Raw genomic sequence first — 23560 nt, 5'->3', positions numbered from 1 at the left:
TGATGTGATGGCTTCTCTAAGGCATGTTATTTTTTTAAAAAAAGTATTTAGAAAATTTAAAATATTATTTATTGACAGATTAATAATTAGAAAATATACTAAATTTATACACAAAAGTGTTGAACAATATTGAACTCATTTATGAGGGCGTTTTATAGACGTAAAAATAATAAAGAGTTAAGCTAATGAGGTGACGAAATGACTTATCGTAAAAGTATTGAAATTGAAGGGGTAGCCCATGGTAACACACCCATTCCATTGGGTTCGAAACTAGGCAATATGGTTTTTTCCTCAGCTATTGCTGGTAATAATCCTGCTACAGGGTTGATTCCAGAGGAACCCGCAGAACAAGTAAAGTATGTTTTTCAAAACGTTCGCAGTTTTATGGAAGTTGCTGGAGGGAGTCCAGAACATATTGGGAAAGTGACCGTATTAGTTCAGGATGAAAGCATTCGAGATTTAGTTAATGAAGAGTGGATCAAAATGTTTCCAGATCCCGAAAGCAGGCCTGCTCGACATTCTAAAGTGACCCAGTTAAGACAAGGAGCAGTAGTACAATTGGAGATTATCGCGGTTTTACCTGAATGATAGTCATTTCCAGTGATGGACAAAGGACTTAGAAGATAACGAATTTAATTGTTTTATAAAATATAAAGGTAAAAAGGAGAGGTTTAAATGGCAAAAATTGTACTAGGGATTGGTTCTTCACATAGTCCTCAAGTTAGCAGTCCAGCGGAAGTTTGGTCCATGCATGCAGACAGGGATCGTTTGAATCCTGAGACAAATTATGAAGAACGTTCACAGGAGCTGGCTGCAACGCTGGAAGGACATTTAGACCCAAAACTTTGGCAAGAGAAATACGAAATGTGTAATGTGGCAGTAGATTATCTTAACAAAGAAATCCTTGCTGCAGATCCTGATATTTTAGTTGTCATTGGAGATGATCAGGAAGAACTGTTTATGAATGAAGCAAAGCCTACTTTTGGGGTATTCAATGGAACAGAATTGAAAGATTTTCCTGTGAAATTAGATGATCTTCATCCATCATTACGTCCCGTCATTTGGGCATGGCATACCACAGAAGATATGGATATTTATCCAACAGATAGTGGGCTTGGAAATCATATTATCGAACAAATGATGCTAGATGGGTTTGATGTTTCGCAGAGTACAACACAAGTAGAAGGACGTTCTATCGGTCATGCGTATACATTTGTAAGGAGACGTCTCCTATCTAATAAAGCAATCCCAATGGTTCCAGTCTTCGTTAACTGTTTCTTCCCGCCAAATAAGCCGACACCAGCTCGATGCTATGAATTTGGTAAAGCGCTGAAAAAAGCTATCGAATCTTGGGGAGAGGATAAACGTGTCGTGGTCATTGGATCCGGTGGTCTAAGCCATTTTAAACTAGATGAAAAACTAGATGAAGTGGTAATCGATGGTTTAAAAAGAGGAGATGCGGAAGTCCTTAAGTCTATCCCAAGAGAAAAATTAGAGGGAGCCTCTGGAGAGATTTTGAATTGGATTGTTGCAGCGGGAGCTTTAGAAGATAAGAAAATCGATTACTTAGAATATGTTGCAGGCTACCGTTCACCTGCTGGTACGGGAGTAGGAATGACATTTGCAGTCTGGAAGTAATTGATATAAATCTAGTTCTTAATAAAACTCGATCTTGCTTTACTTAATAATACAAGAAGACTAGAAAAGGAGGAACATGATGGAGATTAAAGAGCAGCAGATTCAATTAAGTCACGGGACAACTTATTACCTAGAAGCAGGTCAGGGTGAGCCGCTGATCCTGCTTCATGGGGTTGGCTTCTATACAGGAGGCGATTATTGGTTAAAAAATATAGAAGAACTTAGCAAGTACTTCCATGTATACGCTCCAGATTTTGTCGGATGGGGTAACGGAGACCGGCTCCCGGTAGAGTATTCATTTTCGTATCTAGCAGATTTTGTAAGAGAGTTTCAGGATGCTATCGGGGCTTCATCAACACACGTAGTAGGTCATTCCATGGGCGGATGGGTGGCAGCCCTTTTTGGATATGAAAGTCCCGAACGTGTTCGGACACTAACATTAGTAGGAAATGGTGGCATTTCAACTCGAACCTTATCAACAATGACCGCTTTTACTCCGCCTTCTTACGAAGACATTTTACAACATGTTAAGCAAACGACTGAACCAGGAAGCATTAATATAGAAGAAACGGCTCAAAGATGGTATGAGCGTACAAAGATAACAGATGCTGTTGAAGCCTATCAAAAAATCTTAAATCATATGAATCAACCTTTGCATAGGGCTAGATATAATCTTCAAAGAAGGCTGCCTCATATCAAGGTGCCAACCTTAGTAGTGTGGGGATCAAAGGATCCAGTAAATGACTTAAGTATGGGTGAGAAAGTACATTCACTTATTCCAAATTCTAAAATGGCTGTATTGCCTTTTGGACATTTTCTTCCTAGTGAGGCTCCGCAAGAATTCAATAAACAAGTTATACAGTTTATACAAAAACATGCTGATTTACAAACCTTAAAAAACTAATAATCAAATAAAAGTATACTTATCATTATAATTGGTATTGCCAATTATAAAAAGACTGAACATTCGAACATTATTGTGAAGGGGAAATAAATTATGTCTAATAAACAAAAAACAATCACAGTCGTAAGTGCCCATTCAGCAGATTTTATTTGGCGTAGTGGTGGGGCAATCGCCTTATATCATGATCTAGGATATCAAGTACGTGTCATCTGTTTATCTTTTGGTGAACGTGGAGAGTCTGCCCGTTTATGGAAAGATGGAAAAACACTAGAAGAAATCAAAGCAAAACGGCGTGCTGAGTCAGAAGAAGCAGCAAAGATTCTAGGTGCGGAAATTCGATTCTTAGACGCAGGGGATTATCCTTTACAAATAACTAAAGAATTACAGGATATTGTTGTAAATGAATTCAGAGAGCATCAACCAGAAATCATCCTGACACATTCACTTGAGGATCCATATAATTTTGACCATAAGCGAACAGCAGAATTTGTTCTTGAATGCCGTGTTCTTGCACAAGCAGAAGGCTATCCTTCAGAACACGGAATATTGGGAGCCCCTCAAGTCTTCTCATTTGAGCCGCATCAACCAGAACAATGTGATTTTAAACCTAATGCCTTTTTAGATATTACTTCAGTGTTTGATCGTAAACGAAGGGCAATGGAATGTATGAATGCACAAGAACATCTATGGGAGTATTATTCCGAATTAGCGAAGCGCCGCGGTATGCAAGCTGGCCGTAACATCGGTAGTGCAATTAACCTTTCCGGCAGTAAGATCACATATGCAGAAGCCTATCAACGTCATTTTCCAACCGTAGGAGGTACACTTGTATGAGCCATGTTATTGTAAAAAACATCGAGCGGCCCGATCAGAATGCAATTGAAAAGTTAAAATCATATGGAACAGCAACGATTCATGAAGCAATGGGACGTACGGGCTTAATGAACCCGTACCTTCGCCCCATCTATGATACTGCTAAAGTATGTGGAACAGCTGTTACCGTTTCCTCTCATCCGGGTGATAACTTGATGATCCATGCGGCAATAGAGATGTGTCAACCAGGAGATGTTCTAGTAGTGACGGTAACTTCTGATAGTACGGATGGCATGTTCGGGGAGCTCCTTGGCGTATCTGCACAATCAAAAGGTGTTGAAGGTTTAATCATTGATGCAGGGGTACGCGATACAACGGAATTAACGGAAATGAAATTTCCAGTTTGGGCGAAGGCTTTCTCTGCAAAGGGTACAGTTAAAGCAACACCAGGTTCAGTAAATATTCCGGTTGTATGTGCAGGTGCAATTGTAAACCCGGGTGATGTCATTATTGGTGATCGTGATGGTGTCGTAGTGGTACCTAAAGAGGATGTTGAAAAAGTGGCACAAGCTGCACAAGAACGTGAAGATCGTGAAGCAAAAGTTAGACAACGTCTTGCAAAAGGGGAGCTTGGGTTAGATATATATGGACTTCGTGAAAAATTACTAAATCTAGGTGTAACTTATGTTGAAAAGGAAAATGTGAAGGTGGAGTCCTAAATGGAACTGAAGAATAAGGTTAGTTGGGTAACAGGGGCAGCCGGGGGTATTGGACAATCCATAACTGAAAAGTTGGCTCAGCAAGGAAGTCATCTTGTTTTAAGTGATATCAATAAAGAAGCTTTGGACGAGCTTTCCGAGAAACTAAAAAGGTTTGACATCAATGTGTTGGCTCTTCCGATGGACATTTCTGATCCTCAATCGGTGTCCGATGCGAGAGAAAAGATTAAAGAACGATTCAATAAAGTAGATATATTGATTAATAATGCAGGAATCTCACCAAAGGGTCCTAATGGTGCTATTCCTTTTAAAGATATTACATTTGAAGACTGGAATCGAGTTATTTCCATTAACTTAAACGGTGCGTTTCTCTGCAGTCAGGCGGCTTTAGACATGATGGTCGATCAAGGCCAAGGTGCTATAGTTAATATTTGTTCACAAGCATCTAGAACCTTTAGCCCTGTTACATCTGCGCATTATGCCGCGAGTAAAGCTGGACTTTTAGGATTAAGCCGCAAGCTTGCTGGCGAATATGGTCCGAAAGGTATTCGAGTGAATGTAGTCGTACCAGGCAGGATTGATACACCAATGACCCAGAGTGTAGATGAAGAATTGAGCCGTCAGGCCGCATTAAGGACACCGCTTAGGAGAATAGGTCAGCCAGCCGAAGTCGCTGATGCCGTTCTTTACCTTGTTTCGGATAAAGCAAGTTACGTGAATGGTGCTGTATTAGATGTAAACGGCGGCAGCTTGATGATTTAGTAATGGTGTGATTTAAAAGATTAATAAATAACCGATTTTTAGATCGGTAGTGCTAATAATATCATAGATTTTTCATTAGATTTTCTATCTAAAGAGGCTGTTAAAGTGTCGACAATTACAATAATTATAATGGGTAAATTTTACTGTTTAATAGTGTATAGTAGTGCTAGACATCTTGAAATAGCCTCTTTTCATTTTAACAATACAAAAATAAAAGGGGAAATAAGAATGCGTACAATTGATGCACAAGACGTTGTTTCTGCTAGTAAATTTAACCGCTTTCATTTATTGGTTTTTGCCTGGTGTTTTTATCTCATAGGTTTTGATGGATATGATATTGCGATGTATGGTGTTGGACTGTCGTCGATGATGGCAGAATGGAATTTAACTCCGATTCAGGCAGGAGCGGTAGGAAGCTATTCATTAATTGGGATGATGTTGGGAGCACTCGTATTATCTCCTCTGGCTGATAAATTTGGCCGCAAAAATGCCATCGTACTATGTATGTTCTTATTCAGTGCCTTTACGTTAGCAGCCGGATTCGCACCTAATCTTATTTGGTTTACGGTTATGCGCTTTATATCAGCTATTGGAATGGGCGGCTTGATGCCAAATTGTATTTCCCTTATGACAGAGTATTCACCGAAAAAGAACCGACCGATCCTTGTAGGATCGATTTATATTGGATATGCTTTGGGGGGGATTTTGGCTTCATTAATTGGAATGTTTTTGATTCAACAGACAAGCTGGAGGGTATTGTATTATATCGGTGGGATTCCATTACTGACAATTCCTCTATTTATTAAATACTTTCCTGAATCGTTGTCCTATTATTTAGCTAGAAAGCAGATTGGAAAAGTCGTAGATATCCTAAATAAAGTAAAACCTGAAGGGAATTTTAAAGAAACATATGATTATAAATTAGCTGAGGCGGCAAATGAAAGTAAAGGCTTTCCGGTTAAAAAGTTGTTTACCAACAAACGGGCATTCAGTACAATCGCTTTTTGGATGGCTGTATTTTGTACGATGATGATTGTATACGGACTTAATACATGGCTACCAAAATTAATGCAGGATGTAGGTTTTAGTATGAAATCAAGCTTGTCATTTAATATGGTTGTTAGCTTTGGTCAAATTGTCGGAACGTTGGTAGGCGGCTATTTTGCCAACAAAATAGGACATAAGTGGGTTCTTGTCACTTCATTTGTATTGGGTATTGCTGCGTTTATAGGCATGAGTCTTACGTCAAACATTGCATTTGTGTACATTTTGATTTTCTTAGCAGGTGTTGGTACATTTGGAGGCATGAACCTAGCGAACCCATACATTGCCGAATATTATCCTCGTGAAATACGTGCTACTGGATCAGGATATTCGCTAGCTGTCGGACGAATTGGTTCCATCCTTGCACCAACATTAATCGCTATGCTGATTACAACTGGTATTGATACCAAAGTGGCTTTTGCTTTGTTTGCCGTACCATGTATTCTTGTGGCTCTTGGTTACCTGCTGGTTCAAGAAAAGTATGCCTCTTTTGACAAAGTAATGGAAGAAGGCGATGTAAAGGCAGAATCAATCGTTAGCCAATAAAAGTTCCATATCTTATTATAATTTATAACAGAATGAGGCTGTCTCTTATGTGTCTGGTGCCCATTGAATCTTTATTATTAGTGAGTGAATTTTTCTAATAATTGGATCGTAGAGCCTGGTTAACTTTTTCTTTGGAGACAGCCTTATTTTTATTACTTAAAGGGATAATGTTTAATCCATGGAGAGGGGGAAGGATGTTCATTATGTCCACGACACAAACGAGAATTGCCTATGAATTTATTAAGCGAAGAATATTAAATGGAGTTTTTAAACCATCTCAAAAATTAACAGAAAATAAACTAGCAGAAGAAATTAATGTGAGCCGAAATACGGTCAAAAAGGCCCTGATGATGCTTGAAAAAGAAAATCTAGTGTATGTTGAAACGAATAAAGGGGCCACCATCAAGTCTTTCACATTGGAAGAAATGTTGAATTATTTAGAAGTTCGTGAAGTTTTAGAGGGACTAATTGGCAGAAAAGCGGCCCTCAACATTACAGATCATCAATTATTGCAGCTTGAGGAACTTTATAATGAAATGAGTACATTGATTAAACAGAACAGCTTTGATGAATATTCAAAGAAAAATCGGATGTTTCATCAAATCATCTATGAGGCATCGGAAAATCCAGAAGCTGTAAAAATGATTAATACCATAAAAACACAATTAAATCGATACTATTTTCGAACGATCCTGGTTCCCGGCCGAAAGGAGCAGTCTATTAAAGAACATGGAGCCATTTTAAAATCGTTGCAGAGCAGAGATCCAGTCAAATGTGAGGAAGCCGTAAAAAAACATGTAATGAATCTTCGTGAATTAATACAGGGTAACTATAATTACTTAGTTTAATGAAAAAGAGAAGTTGAAGCATTTCTCAGCTACTTAGTTTATATTCAGATAATTATAAATATTCAATATTGACAAACAAATAATCATAAAAGTATACTTAATCTAGCGCAATATTGTTCAACAAATAAGAACTCATTATAGATTAAAAAGGAGGTTATAGAAAACAACTCAAAAAATGTAACCGTCTTCTTATAAGGAATTAAATATTTCCTTTTTTTGATAGAAGATTTTAGATAGCCAGATTCAAATAAAAAAGATGTGGGAGGAACAACATGGCAGGTAATAGAGCAGTAGTTTATAAAGGTAAAGGACGTGTAGCGGTAGAGGATATTAGCTACCCTGATTTGATTCTAAGAGATGGTCCTGGTGTCAACCCTTTAAATGTCGGCCGTAAGTGTGAACATGGTGTTATTCTGAAAGTCATGACAACGAATATATGCGGAAGTGACCAGCATATGGTTCGCGGACGTACGACAGCACCGGAAGGGTTGGTATTAGGACATGAAATAACCGGTGAAGTAATTGAAGTAGGCCGTGATGTAGAGTTTATTAAAAAAGGTGATCTTGTATCCGTTCCGTTTAATATAGCTTGTGGTCGATGCCGCAGCTGTAAAGAACAGAATACACATATTTGTGAAAATGTTAATCCGGATCGTCCCGGCTCAGCTTATGGTTATGTGGATATGGGAGGCTGGGTTGGAGGACAATCTGAGTATGTGATGGTTCCTTATGCTGATTTCCAATTATTAAAGTTTCCTGATAAAGACAAAGCGATGGAAAAAATCCTTGATCTGACCATGCTTTCGGATATTTTCCCAACAGGTTATCATGGTGCTGTTTCTGCTGGAGTTAAACCAGGCTCCACGGTTTACGTAGCAGGTGCCGGACCGGTTGGATTAGCGGCAGCTCATTCAGCCCAATTGTTAGGTGCATCCGTTGTTATTGTTGGTGATTTAAATGCAGAACGTCTAGCACAGGCAAGAAGCTTTGGCTGTGAGACCGTTAACCTAAGTGAGCATGATCGTTTAGGTGAGCAAATTGAACAAATTCTAGGAGTGCCTGAAGTCGATTCAGCCATTGACTGTGTTGGTTTTGAAGCACATGGTCACGGTAAGAACCATGCGGAATCACCAGCAACTGTGCTTAATTCCATTATGGAAGTCACCCGTGCTGGGGGACAGCTAGGAATTCCAGGATTATATGTAACAGGAGATCCTGGTGCGATTGATAATGACGCGAAACAGGGTACGTTAAAAGTTCGCTTTGGTTTAGGCTGGGCAAAAGCTCATACCTTTGTTACCGGTCAAACTCCGGTGATGAAATATCACCGTGATTTAATGATGTCCATCTTAAATGGAAGGGCCCAAATTGCAAAGGCAGTCAATGCAACTCTTATCTCGCTTGAAGAAGCCCCTGAAGCATATGCGGCTTTTGACAGTGGAGTAGCAAGAAAATTTGTTATTGACCCGCATGGTCTCGTAAGATAACTTTTTTGGTTCCTGACGGGGAAAGTCGATTTCCCCGTTTAGGGAAAGTGGAGGAGGTTAGAAATTGAGTACAGAAACACCTTTACATACAACGGAAACAATTTGCAGCTTTTGTGGTACAGGCTGTGGGTTGGTGGTTGAATCAAAGGACAACAAAATCGTTAAGGTACGCGGTCTTAAGAGCAATCCATCAAGCCATGGCGAAACATGTGTCAAAGGGGCATTGGGCTGGGGATATATCCATAGTTCTAAACGATTGACAGAACCGTTAATAAAAAAGAACGGCCGTCTTGTACCGAGCTCATGGGATGAAGCCTTAAAGCTGATTGCAAGTAAATTTACTTCTATCAAAGAAACATATGGGGCAGATGCTTTTGGCTGCTTCAGTTCATCCCGCTCAACAAACGAATTAAACTATATAGCGGCGAAGTTTATGAGAACGGTGATTGGAACCAACAATATCGACAGCTGCAACCGAACCTGACATGCACCTAGTGTCACCGGTCTGGTGACTGTATTTGGAACGGGGGCTGCTACTACTTCGTATGAAGAACTTGAAAATACAGATGTGATTATTACCTGGGGAAGCAACACGCAGGAATGTCATCCAATTATTTTTAACCATATGAGACGCGGAGTTAAAAAGGGAGCCAAACTTATCGTGATTGATCCGCGAAAGATCGATCAAACCAAACTGGCAGATACATGGCTGCCTGTAAGGGTTGGGACAGATATTGCTTTGGCCAATGCTATGGGTTATACGATTATCGAAGAAGAACTCTATAACGAAGAGTTTATCATTAGAACAACCCTTGATTTTGAAAACTATAAAGAACATGTTCAAGCCTATAGTCCGGAAGCGGTCGAAAACATTACAGGTGTACCTGCAGAAGATATCCGATATGTAGCAAGACTTTATGCAAAGGCTGACAAAGCCATCATCAACTGGACGTTAGGAATTACTGAACATCATAACGGAACAGAAAATGTGTTCTCTCTTATTAATCTAGCTTTATTGACAGGCCATATTGGTAAATACGGGTCAGGTGTTAATCCTTTAAGAGGACAGAATAATGTCCAAGGCGGAGGAGATATGGGAGCCCTTCCAAACCGTTTAACAGGGGGCTGGAATTATGATGATACAAAAGCCCGGGCCTTATTTAAAAAAGTATGGGGTGCGGAAGTGCCGGAAAAGGCTGGGAAACACCAGACAGCTATGCTTGAGGCCATAGAAAAGAAGGAAATAAAAGCTCTCTATGTCATTGGTGAAAATCCCGTGCAATCTGATGCAGACGGAAACCATGTGGAACATTTATTTAATGAACTTGATTTCATAGTGGTACAAGATATCTTAATGACCAAAACGGCGCAGATGGCAGACGTTGTACTACCGGCTGCGGGCTGGTCGGAAAATGATGGAACAATTACGAATTCTGAACGAAGAATCCAGAGGGTCCGTTCTGGAATTAAAGCTCCAGGTTCTGCAAGACAAGATCATTTTATTGTGCAGGACATTGCCAATACTATGGGTGCATCCTGGAACTACTCTAGCGCAGAAGATGTTTGGGAAGAAATTCGAAAAGTGGCCCCAAACTTTGCCGGTATTACGTACAAACGCCTAGATAACGAAGGCGGTTTACAGTGGCCTTGTCCGGATGAATTACATCCGGGTACACGTTATCTCCATTCAAGATTATGGGAATCTGAAGTGAAGGATAAAGCACCGTTTAAACCGACCCACTATCAACCGCCTGCGGAAGAGCCAGATGAACAATATCCATATCTTTTAACGACTGGACGAAGATTATCCTTTTATAATACGGGTGTGCAAACACAAGACTACCAAAAGATCAAACATAATGAAGAATACCTCGAAATCAGTACACAGGATGCTGCTTCATTAGGGTTAAAAGATGGAGACATGGCAGAGGTTTCATCCAGACGGGGAACCGTTACAACTAAAGTCCGGATTAGTAATAAAGTCTACCAGGGACTAGTCTTTATGAGCTTCCATTTTCCTGAACTTACGAACACGAATCTGTTAACCATACAAGCAACCGATCCAATCGCTGGGACTGCTGAATTTAAAGCCTGTGCGGTGAAGATAGAGCCTATACAATAAATGTCTTGAAATGGCTGATGAAACTGAAACGTTAAGGAAGTGGAAAGCTTGAAAATTAAACCTGTTGTAGAGAGAAAGGTTTATTCCTATAAAAAAGATGGAGGAAAGTGGACAGAAGATCAGGTTGCCACAGAATTTGCCTGTACGATCAAAATTAATGGAGAAGAATATACCACTATTGTATGTACTCCTGAGTATATCGAAGAATTAGTGATTGGCTTTCTTGTATCAGAAAAGTTTGTAAAGAGTGTAGACGATATCCGATCCATATGGGTTGACGAAAAACAAGGTACAGCCCATGTGGAGGCTGCATACGTGAATGAATTTCATAAAAAATTTTTTGCCAAAAGATATATCACTTCTTGCTGCGGAAAAGGCCGGACAGGCTTTTACTTTTTAAATGATGCCAGAACGGCCAAGGTGATGGATCAATACTCCTTATCTATTTCAATCGATGATTGTTTTCGAATGATGGAGCTGCTTCAGGAATCAGCGGTTATTTTTCATCAAACAGGGGGTGTACATAATGCTGCCCTTTGCGATAAAAATGGTCTCGTTGTTTCCAGAATGGATATCGGCAGGCATAATGCTGTAGACAAAATATATGGTTATTGTTTAGAAAACAACCTGTCTTTAGCTGATAAAGTACTTGTATTTAGCGGCCGGATTTCATCTGAAATCTTGATTAAATGTGCCAAAGTCGGTTGTGAAATCCTTATATCAAAGTCTGCCCCAACGCAATTGGCACTAGATCTGGCAGAAGAATTAGGCATAACAACAATTGGTTTGTTAGAGGAGAATCGCTAAATATTTATACCCATGCTGGTAGAATCAAAGGAATCGAAGGGAACGATATACATCCTCATTTATCTGAAAAAATAGATAATTGTTCGTTTATTGGATAGAAGCTTATTCAAAACAGGTAAAGGTGATAGCGCTGTAATAGACATATTTGAAGGAGCGTAATAATTCTATGGAACATAAACCTCTTGTTGTACATTCCATCATAAACGGTGAAAAAAAGCCAACTGAAAAACAATATTCTCGAGAGAATCCAACAAACCCTGACGAGATCGTGGGTTATGCCCCAATCAATCCAAGGGAGGATGCAATTGCGGCAATTGAAGCAGCTTCGGATGCGTTCAAATCATGGGCACAAACATCGTTAGATGAACGGATTGAACGGATGCAGCGTGCTATCCAAAAGTTGAAGGATAGAGGGACTGAGCTATCAGAACTTCTATCTCGTGAGCATGGGAAACCTCTCTATGATGCTCAAGGGGAGATATTTGTATCCACAATGTGGATGGAATATGCCTGCAACAGAGTGAAAGAAGTAATAACGGAAAAAGTACAGGAACATGAAAACGGCAGAACAATTATTAGTTATGATTCGATGGGAGTTGTTTCGGCGATTTTCCCGTGGAATTATCCCATTTCACTTTCAACTATTAAAATAGCTCCGGCACTGTTAACTGGCAATACAGTAGTGTTAAAGCCAAGTCCGTACGCTCCGCTTGCTGTCAGTCAAGCAATCGAAATAATAGCTGAAGAGTTCCCGCCAGGTGTCATTAATATGGTGCATGGGGAATCAGATGTGGGTGTGGAACTAACCTCCAATCCGAAGGTAGCGAAAATTGCATTTACTGGCGGTACGGAAACAGCCAAGCATATTATGAAATCAGCTGCTGATACCATAAAGAATTTGACCCTTGAATTAGGAGGGAACGATGCAGCCATTTTCCTTCCTGAATTTGATGTGAACGACCAGCAAGCAATGCGTCGATTAGTCATTGCCAATTTCCTCAATAATGGTCAAATTTGCATGATTGCCAAGCGGGTGTACGTGCACCGTTCCATCTATCATCAATTCGTGGAGAAGTATATAGAGGCAGCCAATAAGTGGATTCGTATTGGAGACCCTTTAAACCAAGAGACTACGATGGGACCGGTGAACAATCAAGCCCAGCTCAATTTCGTAAAAGGTTTACTTGAAGATGCCAAAAACCGTGGAGCTAAGGTTATTCCGCTCGGAAAGATCCTAGAACAGGATGTCTTTGAGAACGGATACTTTATGCAGCCAGCATTAGTTTTAAATGCAGATTATCATGAACGAATTGTGGTGGAAGAACAGTTTGGGCCTGCGATACCTATTCTTCCATACGATGATGAAGAACAGGTTATTGCGTTAGTAAACGAAAGTATCTATGGCCTTACCAGCTCAGTATGGGGAGAACAGGAACATGCTATCCAGGTGGCACGCCGCATAGAGGCAGGTACAACCATGATTAATACGGCAGCCATTATGGGCCTAGATGTTAGGTTCCCATTCGGGGGAGTAAAACAATCAGGAATTGGCCGTGAATACGGTGATGAAGGCCTATTATCTTATGTTCATTCACATGTTATTAACGTTCCTAATGCTTTAGATCTGCCATATATCCCTGAATAATTTATCAAATTAATATCCTAATCACTCTGATAAAGTTAATTGGGGTGTTCGGAAAGAGAGTATTCGGTTGGATACTCTCTTTCTCATACTCTATTTTTTATACTTATTTAACATGGCCAATTACGATGAGAGGGGTACCATATGATTACAAATACACAAAATATTGAAGAAATAATCAAATTCTACCCTGAATCCGGTCGGATCCATTTAAACAATAAACGGATGATATTAATGGAGGCTGATGCATACGGTACACTGCGAAGAGACCTCATCGCATCTTTAGGCATTGACAGGGCAAAAGGCTTTTTACTGCGTCATGGATGGAGTAATGGAATTAATGTTGCAAAGCAATTAAAAGAAATTTTTCCTTTTGACTCGGAAATTGATTGGCTTTCTGCCGGAGGTTATGTCCACGGTATGACTGGTTATGTTTCGGTGGAGGTCAAAGAACTCAAGTATGATCCAGCTACAAAGGAGTATTATTCGGAATGCTACTGGTATGATTCTGTCGAAGCTGAACAGCATGTTAAACAATTTGGAAATCATCACGAACCAGTCTGCTTTAACCTTGTAGGTACTGCAGGAGGTTACGTCAGTACCCATGTTGGGAGAAAAATTATTTTTAAGGAAATTGAATGTGTGGGAAAGGGAGATTTGCGTTGTCGTTTAATTGGAAAATCAATTGAAGATTGGGGAGAGGATATCGAAACTGAATTACATTATTATGAAGAGGAAAATCTAGCACAGGAGTTGGATCGCGCATTTCTTCGAATCGAAAAACAAAAAGAAATTTTTAAAAGAGCATTAAAAATCAATGAAAAACTATCGAAAGTATTACTGGCAGGCGGTGGATTGCAATCTGTTGTTAAAGTTTTGGGAGAAGAATTAAACCATACTGTGATTATAGAGGATAAGAATTTTAATAGATTAGAATCGAATGGAGGATATAAAAATCATAACTTTATGGAATTTATCAAGTTCCCGAAACATGATCAAACCCTAAGAAAACGAATGAATCAAGTAATAAATGAAAAAAGAACAGTTCATATAACTGTTCCTGAGCAATTCGGCTGGCAGCACGAACGGCTTATCTCACCCATTGTCATAAAAAATGAGATTTTGGGTTACATATCTTTCCTTAAAGAATCTGGTAGGTATGATGAGATGGAATACATCTCCTTGGAGAGAGCTTCAACGATCTGTGCCATTCAATTGTTAAACGAAAGGACAGCAATTGAAACGATCCAACAAATAAAAGGTGAATTCCTCAATGAACTGATAAGAGGTTCATATAATGAAGAAGAGATTACTTATCGCATACGAATTTTAGGATACAACCTCAAACAAGAATATTATGTGTTCTTATTTAATATAGAGTACAATGATGAGCTCAAAGGGGGTGAAGAGTATTTTATTAAGGTGAAGAAACAAATTTCTGAAATGATTGACACTGAAGTAAGAAATTTTGGAGAACCTTGTCTTATGTCAACAAATCTAAATCAAATTGTTCTTCTTATGCCTCATGAAATGATCAAAAGGTCTAAGCTTGAGGTAAATGAATTTGGCCAATCAATCCTTAACAGCATCACTAATAGATTTGGAAATTTTAATATTATGCTGGGAATTAGTTCCCTGTGCAAACAGATAAAAACGTTGAAAAAGGGATTCGAAGAGGCGGAAAAAGCAATTGAGATTTTGAAATTAAAGAGAAGTCCTTTGCGGGTGATTTTTTTTGGTGAACTAGGATCCATTGGGAAAATCTTCTGTTCTGAGAATTTAGCTGACCTTGAAAATCATGCCTGTGAGTTGTTAAATGAGATAAAGGCATATGATGAGCAATATAATTTGGAATTATTAAAGACACTTTATTATTTTATTGAGAATCAAGGAAATATGCAAAAAACTTCACGCGAATTGAATATATCTATGGGTGCAATCAGATACCGAATGAAACGGATTCAGGAGTTCAGTGATTTGGATTTAACAAATAGCCAAGACTTTTTTGATGCTCATTTAGCCGTGCAAGTATATAGTTTCTTAGGAATGATGAAATTTAACTAAACAACCGATACAGAACCTCGGTGTTCAATAAGGCCAGCTATCTGGCCTTTTATTTATTTTCAGAAAACCCTGTTTACTAGTTGTTATTTTGGTAGACTCATTTTTTTACAAATATACGCTTAAAAGCAGTTATTGCTAAAAGAAGACATGAATGTTAACACTTTCTGTACTATTATTTATTAGAAAATTCAAATAATATAAGAAATAACTTAACGATACTTTTTAAAAAAAGGAGGAGATCATAGATAAGAAATAAAGATGCATAAAAAGTTTTTTAAAAAATGAAAGCGGAAACAAAGTGGGGAGGAATAACAAAATAAAACAAACTTGCACACAATCTATGAAAAGAAAATCAGTGATGAAAGGGTGAAAAGGCATGGAAAAAAGGAAGTTTTGGAATTACGAAAATAGGCTGCTTTTAATTCTGTCATTGGGATGGGGATTTCTATTTTTTGATCGACTAGGACTAAATTACTTAATGCCGTTTATTCTTAAAGATGTTCAAATGACAAACACCCAAATCACTTTGATTGCTGCTGCATTTTCATTTACTTGGGCGCTAGGGGGATATTTTGGAGGCTCCTTAGCAGATCGAATGGGGAAAAGAAAAACGGTTTTAATCTTCACGGTTCTGCTATTTTCACTTTGCTCATTTACGACAGGTATTGCAACATCCTTCATGTCTTTACTCATTATTCGTATGGCCATGGGGCTATTTGAAGGACCATTCTTTCCTGCGGGTACATCCATTTTAGCTGTTGAATCGTCTGAATCTCGACGTGGATTCAACTTAGGATTTCTGCAAAACTTTTCATCTAATTTCTTAGGCGGGATTTTAGGACCAATCGTTCTTGTTGCTGTTGCCGCGGCAATAGGTTGGAGAAGTACGTTCTTGCTAACAATAGTTCCTGGTATTATCGTAGCACTTTTAATTTGGAAATATGTTAGTGAACCAAAAGCTGCAAATCAAAACGAATCAATGTCAACTGATAGTCAAAACAAAGGTGAGAAGGTTCGTCTCACGGAGCTGTTAAAAAATAAAAATATCGTATTATGTACCGTTATAGGAGTATTCCTAATCCCATGGTATACGCTGTTATTTGCTTTTGCTCCACTGTATTTGGTTCAAGTGAAAGGAGTTTCTCCTAATATTATGAGTTATGTTATGGCGGCTGTTGGTCTAAGTGCAGCCGTATGGGGATTTGTTGTACCGGCTTTATCTGATCGGTGGGGAAGAAAGCCAGCAATGATTACATTTTCGTTAATTTCCATGTTGGGACCATTATCCATCTTATACTTCAACGGACCATTTTGGTTGTTGATGTTACTTGTTATTATCGGATGCGCTGGACCGGGGCCAATGGCTCTCTATATGTCCATTATTCCGTCTGAAGCCCTTCCAGCTAAATATATTGGAGCCGCTGTGGGATTAACGATGGGCGCCGGTGAATTAATCGGTGGCGTTGGAATTGTTTCATTAAGTGGTGTTCTTGCCGACCGCTTTGGTATTGCGACTCCATTGCTGATGGCAGCTGGATTTGCTCTTATAAGTGCTTTTATCGGAATGTTTTTAACTGAAACATCACCAATTAAGCTGAAAAAGAGAGAAGAGTTACAAAATTCTCCTGTATCAGAGAATCCGACTCATATATAAAATCAATTAACTGTGGAATAGGAGAGGATTAAGTTGAAAGCTGCAATGTGGTACGGATTAGAAGATATCCGGGTAGTAGAGGTAGAAGAACCTGTTGTAAGTGAAGGAATGGTTAAGATAGAGGTAGAGTGGGGCGGGATTTGTGGCAGCGATCTTCATGAATATGTATCGGGCCCGATGACAATCCCTGTTAAGGAACCGCATCCATTGACAGGACAGTTAGCACCAGTCATCCTAGGTCATGAGTTTGCAGGACGAGTGGTTGAAATAGGTGATAGGGTGTCAAATGTGCAAGTAGGTGACCGAGTAACCGTTGAACCTGTCTTAACTTGTGGGACTTGCATGTATTGCCAAAGCGGACGTTATAATCTATGTCCAAAGCTAGGATTTCACGGCCTTACTTCAAATGGAGGAGGATTTTCGGAATATACAACCGTACCGGCTCAGCTGGTACATAAACTGCCTGATAACATTTCGTATGAAGAAGGCGCGGTAGTTGAACCTGCAGCGGTGGCTGTATACGCCGTTCGCCAAAGTGGTTTAAAGGTGGGAGATACATGTGCTGTGTTTGGCGCCGGCCCAATAGGTCTGTTGCTCATTCAAGCTGCTAAAGCTGCAGGTGCCAGCAAAATTATTGCCGTGGAAGTATCCGAAAGCCGATTAGCAAAAGCAGAAGCACTAGGCGCCACCCATGTAATTAATCCAAAAACTGACAAAACGGTGGAAATGATTCACCGTATTACCGACAATCGGGGCGTGGATGTAAGTTATGAAGCCGCTGGAGTTGAAAGTTCTTTCTTAGATGCAATTGAAAGCGTAAAGCCGGATGGGGAAACAGTGATCGTAAGTTTATGGGAAAATCCCGTCTCATTTAATCCGAATCTGCTTGTGTTAAAAGAACGGAAGATTCGCTCTTCCTGTGCATATCGGCACGTTTTTCCTGAGGTAATCTCGTTAATAGCAAATGGAAAAATTAATACAAAGGGATTAATTTCTAAAAAAATTCATTTAGACCAAATAGTTGAAGAAGGTTTTAACACCCTTTTGACTGATAAATCTCACTCGAAGATTCTAGTTACACCTAAATCTATAAATATTTAAGAGAGTATTCTTGAGAGGATTGAATTCAATGAGATTACGAGAGAAGGTTGCATTGATTACAGGAGGCGCATCGGGCCTCGGGAGAGAGACAGCCATTTTATTTGCTAAGGAAGGTGCAAAAGTAGTCATAACCGACATTAACGAAGAAATGGCAAAAGAAGTGATCGAAATTATTCAGTCAAATGACGGCGAAGCATTATTTATAAAGCATGATGTTGCAGTGGAAGAAGAATGGAAGTCAGTAATCCAAACGACCCTCCAAACCTATGACAAGCTTAATGTAGTTGTAAATTGCGCAGGGATTGGTACATTCGCAACAATTGAAGATACAACATTTGAACTGTGGCATAAAGTTATTAGCATAAACCTTGATGGCCCTTTTTTAGGCACTAAATATGGTATTGAAGCGATGAAGAAAACGGGGCAGCGGGGATCTATCATAAACGTTTCATCGATCGCTTCAATGGTTGGTGATCCAGGACTTGTAGCTTATGGCGCAAGTAAAGGAGGAGTAGATCAATTATCAAAGTCTGCCGCTCTTTATTGCGCTAAAGAAGGTCTGAACATCAGGGTAAATACGGTTCATCCGGCGTATATTCAAACCCCATTAATGGCAAATGTTGAGGATGTGGAATACGTAAAGTCCTTACTTCCGGTGGGGCATTTTGGAGAACCCATTGATGTTGCAAATGGAATTCTTTATCTGGCTTCGGATGAATCAAAGTTCACAACTGGCAGTCAGCTATTGATTGATGGCGGATATTGCGCTCAATAGATTTAAGATGAAATGGATCAGTAAGTAGGGGAAATACCGTTTCTTGGGAGTTAGTAATCTATTAATCATAAAATATTAAAGGTAACCAAGGAGGATAAAATTATGACAGAAACAACAAACAATTTAAAAAGAATGACGGCTCCAGGCAGTGCTTACAAAATTGTCGATGTTCCCGAACTTTATGCTGATGTAATCAAACAACATGGTGTTGAAGGTAAATTCGTTTCGGACGAGGATAGCCCATGGGTGCCGTTCGGTGATAATGCTGCCATTAAACATCTTGCTTTCGACGTCCGTAACAATACTTTCAGTAACATTCTATGGATTAAGTCACCTGGCGTAATCGGTACACATAAGCACAGGGGTACGGTGGTGATGCTTTGCCTGGAAGGAAGCGTGCGCTATCTAGAATATGACTGGGTTGCTGGTCCTGGTGGCTTCATCTACGAAACACCTGGACAAACACATACGCTAGTGACCGACCACCCAGAAGGTGTGAAGCTGTTTGGCTGGCTCAATGGAGCGATCGAGTTTTACGACGAGGACGCCAATTTCCTTGAGACGTGCGATGTTTGGTGGTATATCAATCACTATGAAAGCTACTGCCGTGAGCATGGTATTCCGATCAATAAGGAGCTGTATATCTAAACAAAAGAAGCTGGTTAATGATAAACCAGCTTCTTTTATATTATAACAAGATGTTATTTTAATTAGATTTTACCTACAAGGTCAAGGCTTGGCTTAAGAGTTTCTCCGCCTTCTTGCCATTTAGCAGGGCAAACTTCGCCTGGGTTGTTGCGAACGTATTGAGCTGCTTTGATTTTGTTAACAAGAGTGCTTGCGTCACGGCCGATTCCACCAGCGTTGATTTCAAGAGCTTGGATTACACCATCTGGATCGATGATGAAAGTACCGCGGTCAGCAACACCATCTTCTTCGATAAGAACGTCGAAGTTACGGCTGATTTGGTGATTAGGGTCACCAATCATTGTATAAGTAATTTTATTGATTGTTTCAGATGAATCATGCCATGCTTTATGAACGAAGTGAGTATCTGTTGATACAGAGTATACTTCTGTTCCTAATTGCTTGAATGTTTCGTAGTTATTTTGTAAATCTTCAAGTTCAGTTGGGCATACGAAAGTGAAGTCTGCTGGGTAGAAGCAAACGATGCTCCATTGACCTTTGAAAGATTGTTCAGAAACTTCAACGAATTCACCGTTTTTGAATGCTTGCGCTTTAAATGGTAGTACTTCTTTTCCAATTAGAGACATTATAAAATTCCTCCTAAAAAAATATTTTATGTAAATAAGTCAAAATGACCTATAAACTATATTAATTATTAACTAATTATTATTATCTATAAATATAAATAAATTGTCAAATGAAAAGGACAAATTCAGTCAAAATTTATAAAAATAACACGAAATATAAACAATCAGGTTATGATAAATGATAGAAGGGAGGTAGCCCCAGCGATTGCCGGGAGCTTTTTCCCGTATCATTAATTTCGAATTAGATAGTCAAATGCTCCTAATGCTGCAGTCGCACCTGATCCCATAGAGATAATGATTTGTTTGTATGCGCTGTTTGTGCAGTCCCCAGCAGCATACACACCAGGAACATTTGTAGCTCCATGGTTATCAACAATGATTTCGCCTCTGTTCGTACGCTCAACCGTACCTTCTAACCAATCTGTGTTTGGTACTAGACCGATTTGTACGAATACACCTTCTAATTCAATATGATGTTCTTCGTTTGTTTCACGATCAATGTAGGAAATGCCGTTAACTGTTTCATTACCGGTAATTTCCTTCGTTTGCGCATTCGTAATCACTGTTACATTTGGCAGGCTGTGAAGGCGTTCTTGAAGAACGGAATCAGCTTTAAGCTCTGGTAAGAATTCCAGAACAGTAACATGTCTTACGATACCCGCAAGGTCAATTGCTGCCTCAATCCCAGAGTTACCGCCGCCAATTACTGCAACGTGTTTACCTTCAAACAATGGACCATCGCAGTGAGGGCAGTAAGCGACACCTTTGTTTTTAAATTCTGCTTCGCCAGGGACACCGATATTTCTCCAACGGGCACCTGTTGAAAGGATAACCGTCTTACTCTTTAGAACCGCACCGTTTTCAAGTTCAATTTCGACTAAATCTTTCTTCTCTAAGCGTTTTGCACGCTGTGTATTCATAATATCAACGTCATATTGTTTCACATGTTCTTCCAGGCTCGCAGCTAGCTTAGGACCTTCTGTATATTTTACAGAGATAAAGTTTTCTATACCTAATGTGTCCATGATTTGACCGCCAAAGCGTTCTGCGACAATACCAGTACGAATACCTTTACGCGCTGCATAGACTGCTGCACTTGCACCAGCAGGTCCGCCGCCGATGACAAGAACATCGAATGGGTCTTTATCAGACAGCTCAGATGCATCTGGGCCAGTACCCATTTTGGCAAGAATCTCTTCAATTGTCATACGGCCTCCGCCAAATTCTTCACCATTAAGGTAAACAGTTGGCACCGCCAAGATGTTTTTGCTTTCTACTTCCTCTTTGAAAGCCGCACCATCAATCATAGTATGTGTAATATTTGGGTTAAGAATACTCATGATATTTAGCGCTTGAACAACATCAGGGCAGTTATGGCATGTTAAGCTGATATAGGATTCAAAATGGTATTCGCCCTCAATCTTTTTGATTTGATCAATGACTTTTTGATCCACTTTAGGCGCTCTGCCGCTAACCTGCAATAAAGCTAATACTAATGAAGTAAATTCATGTCCTAGTGGAACGCCGGCAAAAGTAATGCCAGTGTCTTCGCCGGGACGATTGACACTAAAGCTTGGTGTTTTAGGCAGTTCCGCTTTTTCAACTGTAATTTGAGAGGACATGGAAGCTAATTCATTCACAAGCTCTAGTGTATTTTTAGAGACCTCATCGGATCCCGCATTTACTTTAAGTACGATTGGACCTTCCATCATTTGAAGGTATTGATTTAATTGTGCTTTAATATCTGCATCAAGTAACATTTATTTTTCCTCCTTATTTCCACCAGATCTAGGCTTAGTTTAAAAGGTTAACCTAGCTAGGATAGTTTACACATAATCTGTAGTATTGATTTTATGATCGTTAAAGTTTGTTTCTAAATTAAAATAATTATTAACTGATTATTATTATCGATTAATGTTCGCTGTTTGTCAACGTTTATTTATAATTATTTCTTAACAATATTAATTATAATTTAGGAAACAAGCTTTTTCCCATATGGAAGATTATGCTTTATTCATAATTGTAACAGGGTAATGCAGTAAACCTCAATTTTCAAACACTGATTTTTATCAATAATTATCGATTTTGTAAAAAGATCTAAGAAAAATAGGTAGTAGTCTAAATATATGCTTCATTTGGACAAGGAAAGAAGAAAAAGGGAGACATCAGTCCGAATACAGGCTTCACTCAGACAAGGAAAGTTGAAAACCGGAGGCATGAGTCCAAATACAGGTTTCATTCAGACAAGGAAAGTTGAAAAACTGAGATATGAGTCAGAATACAGGTTTCATTCAGACAAGAAAAGTTGAAAACCGGAGGCATGAGTCGGAATACAGGCTTCATTCGGACAAGGAAAGATGAATAACAGTAGTTCTGGACTTACTGAGATTCCAACCTCGAAAATTCTCAATTACAAGCGTATAACTTAATTAGAATAAACATAAAAAACGAGCCAAGATAAAAAAGACCCTACAAAAAGCCTAGCTCGTTTTTAAAGTATCTTATCAATTTTATCAATTCATTAATCGTTTTATTTGTAAATAGGTTCTGGAATATAGTAGATGTTCCTCCATTGCCTTTTGCGCACTCATTTCGTCTTGATCAATTATGGCTTCAATGACGTCTGTTAACCCTATTAATATATACTTTTTGTCTTCTTCCTGGATATTTGGTGTATTTTGTTGGTATGTCATAATGATTGCATTCATGATTGCTTCCGTTAATGGATTATAAGTGGATTTTGCCAGCAGAAAATGAACAGAACTATCAATCTTTAACATTTCTTGTACTGTAAGCTGTTTATGGCGAATCTCATTTAGACAATTTTTTAAAAATAGGAGGTCCTTTTCTGTTCTCCTCAATGCAGCTAAGCCTGCCGAGGGGATTTCGATTGTTTTTCTAAGCTCGAATATATCGGGATGTGTAATCGTTTTTGAATGGAGTGAAAGCATAATTAGTTCATAAATATTATTGCTTACATCTTCTGGAAGAAAATCATTGACTAAATATCCGCCTAGTTGACTGTCATAGGGTTTAATAATGTGACACTCTACTAAAAAATTAAAGGCTTCTTTCATCGTTGGTCTACTTACGCCGAATTCTTTACTAAGACTTAGTTGTGATGGGAGCATATCACCAGGTTTAATCTTTCCTTCAATAATCATTTTTTTAATTGAATTAGCGATCTGTTCAGGAATTGATAATAATTCAACATTATTGGAAAACATCATTAAACCATTCACACTCCCATATTTGTTCTATTATTTGAGATATTATAATTTTATTGTTCACAAGTAAATTAGCATGTGAGTTTTTCTAACAAAATATATCAATTGTTTCATTGGTTTTCACAAGTATCTT

The 23560-nt window shown here is 39.0% G+C and carries 19 protein-coding genes and 1 pseudogene; 17 read left to right on the top strand and 3 right to left on the bottom strand.

Going from position 1 to position 23560, the window contains the following annotated elements; all coding sequences use genetic code 11:
• Positions 1–198: 198 nt before the first annotated feature.
• The 17 genes and pseudogenes from R4Z09_RS18345 to R4Z09_RS18265 all read left to right on the top strand — a co-directional run bounded on the left by R4Z09_RS18345 (position 199) and on the right by R4Z09_RS18265 (position 19574).
• Positions 199–588, top strand: a complete 390-nt coding sequence (locus tag R4Z09_RS18345) for a RidA family protein (protein ID WP_338448191.1) — start codon at positions 199–201, stop codon at positions 586–588.
• A gap of 87 nt (positions 589–675) precedes the next feature.
• The gene (locus R4Z09_RS18340) at positions 676–1638 is read left to right on the top strand and encodes a hypothetical protein (RefSeq protein WP_338448190.1); all 963 of its coding nucleotides are present in this window, start codon (positions 676–678) and stop codon (positions 1636–1638) included.
• A gap of 79 nt (positions 1639–1717) precedes the next feature.
• Positions 1718–2542, top strand: a complete 825-nt coding sequence (locus R4Z09_RS18335) for an alpha/beta hydrolase (RefSeq protein WP_338448189.1) — start codon at positions 1718–1720, stop codon at positions 2540–2542.
• Between the two features lie 93 nt (positions 2543–2635).
• On the top strand, positions 2636–3376 hold the full coding sequence (locus R4Z09_RS18330) for a PIG-L deacetylase family protein (protein WP_338448188.1): 741 nt from the start codon (positions 2636–2638) through the stop codon (positions 3374–3376).
• Positions 3373–4074: a 4-carboxy-4-hydroxy-2-oxoadipate aldolase/oxaloacetate decarboxylase gene (locus tag R4Z09_RS18325; RefSeq protein ID WP_338448187.1), complete on the top strand. Its 702-nt coding sequence runs from the start codon at positions 3373–3375 to the stop codon at positions 4072–4074. The genes R4Z09_RS18330 and R4Z09_RS18325 overlap by 4 nt, the downstream gene beginning before the upstream one ends.
• Complete coding sequence (locus R4Z09_RS18320; RefSeq protein ID WP_338448186.1) at positions 4075–4836, top strand: SDR family NAD(P)-dependent oxidoreductase; 762 nt, start codon at positions 4075–4077, stop codon at positions 4834–4836. It abuts the gene before it with no gap.
• A gap of 228 nt (positions 4837–5064) precedes the next feature.
• Positions 5065–6426, top strand: coding sequence for an MFS transporter (locus tag R4Z09_RS18315; RefSeq protein ID WP_338448185.1), 1362 nt, complete (start codon positions 5065–5067; stop codon positions 6424–6426).
• Between the two features lie 203 nt (positions 6427–6629).
• Positions 6630–7274: a GntR family transcriptional regulator gene (locus R4Z09_RS18310; RefSeq protein WP_338448184.1), complete on the top strand. Its 645-nt coding sequence runs from the start codon at positions 6630–6632 to the stop codon at positions 7272–7274.
• Positions 7275–7546: 272 nt separating this feature from the next.
• Positions 7547–8761, top strand: coding sequence for a formaldehyde dehydrogenase, glutathione-independent (gene fdhA / locus R4Z09_RS18305; RefSeq protein ID WP_338448183.1), 1215 nt, complete (start codon positions 7547–7549; stop codon positions 8759–8761).
• A gap of 64 nt (positions 8762–8825) precedes the next feature.
• The gene (gene fdhF / locus R4Z09_RS18300; protein ID WP_338448182.1) at positions 8826–10883 is read left to right on the top strand and encodes a formate dehydrogenase subunit alpha; all 2058 of its coding nucleotides are present in this window, start codon (positions 8826–8828) and stop codon (positions 10881–10883) included.
• Positions 10884–10937: 54 nt separating this feature from the next.
• Positions 10938–11788, top strand: a pseudogene (gene fdhD / locus R4Z09_RS18295) (formate dehydrogenase accessory sulfurtransferase FdhD).
• Between the two features lie 68 nt (positions 11789–11856).
• Positions 11857–13335, top strand: coding sequence for an aldehyde dehydrogenase family protein (locus R4Z09_RS18290; RefSeq protein WP_338448181.1), 1479 nt, complete (start codon positions 11857–11859; stop codon positions 13333–13335).
• Positions 13336–13476: 141 nt separating this feature from the next.
• Complete coding sequence (locus R4Z09_RS18285; RefSeq protein ID WP_338448180.1) at positions 13477–15396, top strand: XylR N-terminal domain-containing protein; 1920 nt, start codon at positions 13477–13479, stop codon at positions 15394–15396.
• A 376-nt stretch (positions 15397–15772) separates the two neighbouring features.
• Positions 15773–17050, top strand: a complete 1278-nt coding sequence (locus tag R4Z09_RS18280; protein WP_338448179.1) for an MFS transporter — start codon at positions 15773–15775, stop codon at positions 17048–17050.
• Positions 17051–17083: 33 nt separating this feature from the next.
• Positions 17084–18151 carry a 2,3-butanediol dehydrogenase gene (locus R4Z09_RS18275; protein WP_338448178.1) on the top strand — a complete coding sequence of 356 codons (1068 nt, stop codon included), beginning with the start codon at positions 17084–17086 and terminating at the stop codon, positions 18149–18151.
• Between the two features lie 28 nt (positions 18152–18179).
• Positions 18180–18926: a glucose 1-dehydrogenase gene (locus tag R4Z09_RS18270; protein WP_338448177.1), complete on the top strand. Its 747-nt coding sequence runs from the start codon at positions 18180–18182 to the stop codon at positions 18924–18926.
• 102 nt (positions 18927–19028) lie between these two features.
• Complete coding sequence (locus tag R4Z09_RS18265; RefSeq protein WP_338448176.1) at positions 19029–19574, top strand: 2,4'-dihydroxyacetophenone dioxygenase family protein; 546 nt, start codon at positions 19029–19031, stop codon at positions 19572–19574.
• Positions 19575–19636: 62 nt separating this feature from the next.
• Here the strand turns inward: R4Z09_RS18265 and ahpC are convergent, their stop codons facing one another.
• The 3 genes from ahpC to R4Z09_RS18250 form a co-directional block, all read right to left on the bottom strand.
• Positions 19637–20200, bottom strand: coding sequence for an alkyl hydroperoxide reductase subunit C (gene ahpC / locus R4Z09_RS18260; protein ID WP_338448175.1), 564 nt, complete (start codon positions 20198–20200; stop codon positions 19637–19639).
• 230 nt (positions 20201–20430) lie between these two features.
• Complete coding sequence (ahpF, locus tag R4Z09_RS18255; RefSeq protein WP_338448174.1) at positions 20431–21960, bottom strand: alkyl hydroperoxide reductase subunit F; 1530 nt, start codon at positions 21958–21960, stop codon at positions 20431–20433.
• Positions 21961–22713: 753 nt separating this feature from the next.
• Positions 22714–23430, bottom strand: coding sequence for a FadR/GntR family transcriptional regulator (locus R4Z09_RS18250; RefSeq protein ID WP_338448173.1), 717 nt, complete (start codon positions 23428–23430; stop codon positions 22714–22716).
• Positions 23431–23560: the final 130 nt, after the last annotated feature.

It is taken from the genome of Niallia oryzisoli (genome assembly GCF_036670025.1).
In the GTDB taxonomy this organism is placed as follows: Bacteria; Bacillota; Bacilli; order Bacillales; family Cytobacillaceae; genus Bacillus_BD; species Bacillus_BD oryzisoli.
This window is presented reverse-complemented; position numbering and strand designations above follow the sequence as displayed.